General features: G+C 30.3%; 2 protein-coding genes. Both read right to left on the reverse strand.

All coding sequences use genetic code 11. The annotated features are described in order from the left end of the window. Window positions 1-818: 818 nt before the first annotated feature. Window positions 819-1,085 carry a Txe/YoeB family addiction module toxin gene (locus EV196_RS19740; RefSeq protein WP_132219503.1) on the reverse strand — a complete coding sequence of 89 codons (267 nt, stop codon included), beginning with the start codon at window positions 1,083-1,085 and terminating at the stop codon, window positions 819-821. Next, a complete protein-coding gene (locus EV196_RS19745) occupies window positions 1,085-1,333 on the reverse strand; it encodes a type II toxin-antitoxin system Phd/YefM family antitoxin (RefSeq protein ID WP_165876216.1) in 249 nt (82 codons plus the stop codon). Before EV196_RS19745 ends, EV196_RS19740 begins: the two co-directional genes overlap by 1 nt. Between the last annotated feature and the right edge of the window lie 828 nt (window positions 1,334-2,161).

Raw genomic sequence — 2,161 nt, forward strand, 5'->3', positions numbered from 1 at the left:
ATTTTCAGTTTAAAAGGTTCTGAATACCGTCTGATTACTTTGTCATTTCTATACATAATGTTTAAAATTATGTAGCCTTATTTCAGGACGGGTCATAATGCACCACAACGTTGATGTATATGGAAAGTTGCGTGTTTGTGTGCGAGGATTTTCCGAAGGAAAATCAGAAGCTAACAAACCAAGCAACTGACATTGGTAAAGTACTAATTTAGCAATTTTTTATATACGGTGTTGCCATTTCGTTTTTTTTTTCTTACAATTTGCGATTAGTCGACAAATCTTTTTTTTCTTTTGCTATTTAGTCTGTCGCAACAGTTGCGCATTGTTTTGGTCAGTCATTTTTTTGTTTTTAAACTTTTCTATTCCATTTGAGTAAGCAATTCCGAATCTTGCTAAAGTCCGAATTTTTTTTTTAGATTTCGATTCCGTAAACAAGCTAAAAGTCAGATGTTTTTTCGTTTGAGTGAAATCTGTTGCGCAATATTTTGAAATTTATCAATATGTTTTTTTTTGTTTTTTCTTGCTTAAAACTCAAAAAAAAAATCGGAAATAAAACTAGGTTTTTTTCTCTACGAGTGCGTTTTTTAATGAATGGCAACGTTTATGTGTATGGTTTGTTGCGGTGAATTTAGCGAAAACCATTACAAATAAAAACTAAAATAGGGAAAATCGGAGATTTTTCCGAATAGGAAAGGAACTAGCAATAAATTATACACGGTGTTACCAAACGTATTTATTATCAGTTCTAAAGTTCATTGACGTATTGAAAACTATATTTTTTTTGATGGAAGGCAGATTTATGACAGACGGAAGGAAAATTAATAGTGATATCGACATTGTACTATTGTTAATACTTGGTCTTTATCGGTTCCAGAAATTTTATAAACTAATCTATGTTCTCCTGTTATTCGTCTTGACCAATATCCTTTAAGAATTCCCTTCAATGGTTCAGGATTTCCTAAACCTACAAAATGAGTTCTTTTTGTATTAGCAATTAATGTGTTTATTTTTTTGAATATTTTCTTATCGTTTTCTCCCCAATACTGGTATTGCTCTAATGCAATCGAAGTAAATGCAACTGTCATTAAATATTAACTACTGTAACTTCTCCTTTTTCGGCTTGCTTAATCGATTCTAAAAGAGTGTTTTTATTAGCTTCAGTTCTTAATAGATAATCAGTTTCTGTTAATGAATTATATTCGCTCAAAGGCATCATAACGATAGCTTCCTCATCTTTAGTTCTTGGAATCATAATTGTTACGTATGATTCTGAAACAAGGTCAAGATAGTATTTTAGTCTGCCTCTTAAGGAGGTTGAAGTTATTGTTTTCATTGTCGCTGTTTTAGGTTGTATACTACAAAGTATATGCCAAATGTACAACATTGTGTACATAAATAAATGTTAAAGTTATGTTAATTGTTAACTTTTTATTCCTATTGGTTAGTCGTTGGATCAGACTTTAAGTTACAAAATAACCTAATAATTACATGTATTTATATAGATAAACAAGCTAAAAAAAGGTCGGAAAAAAATAAAGAGATTTCAGTAAGTCAGTTGATTAAGAGTGCGAATTTATATGTTTGGTAACGTTCATGTATATGGAAAGTTGCGTGTTTGTGTGCGAGGATTTTCCGAAGGAAAATCAGAAGCTAGCAAACAAAGCAACTGACATTGGTAAAGCACTAATTTAGCAATTTTTTATATACTGTGTTGTGGTGCGTTTTTTTAATTTAGATTGTTGATATTATAAATCACTAATTTTTGCGTTTCGCTAATCAGTCCGTCGCAACAGTTGCGCATTGCTTTGGTCAGTCATTTTTTTATTTTTTAAAACTCTTCTATTCAATTTGAGTAAGCAATTCCGAAACTAGATAAATTCCGAATTTTTTTTTTAGTTTTTAATTCCGTAAACAAGCTAAAAGTCAGATGTTTTCCATTTGAGTGAAATCCGTTGCGCAATATTTGAAATTTTTCAACATGCTTTTTTTTTGTTTTTTCTTGCTTAAAATTCAAAAAAAAAAATTTGAAAATAAACTAGGCTTTTTTCTCTGCGAGTGCGTTTTTTAATGTCTCGTCCTGAAATATGGCTACAGGTTAAAATTGAATTTACGCTGTTAATTTATATACCATATTAGGTGTTTTAAAATCTAAAGATAAGTG

The sequence above is a fragment of the Mariniflexile fucanivorans genome, from assembly GCF_004341235.1.
GTDB classification, from domain to species: domain Bacteria; phylum Bacteroidota; class Bacteroidia; order Flavobacteriales; family Flavobacteriaceae; genus Mariniflexile; species Mariniflexile fucanivorans.

What these genes read in the sequence shown, in the direction of transcription:
- EV196_RS19745 (WP_165876216.1), bottom strand. Translation starts at nt 1,333, where the DNA reads ATGAAAACAATAACTTCAACCTCCTTAAGAGGCAGACTAAAATACTAT.
- EV196_RS19740 (WP_132219503.1), bottom strand. Translation starts at nt 1,085, where the DNA reads ATGACAGTTGCATTTACTTCGATTGCATTAGAGCAATACCAGTATTGG.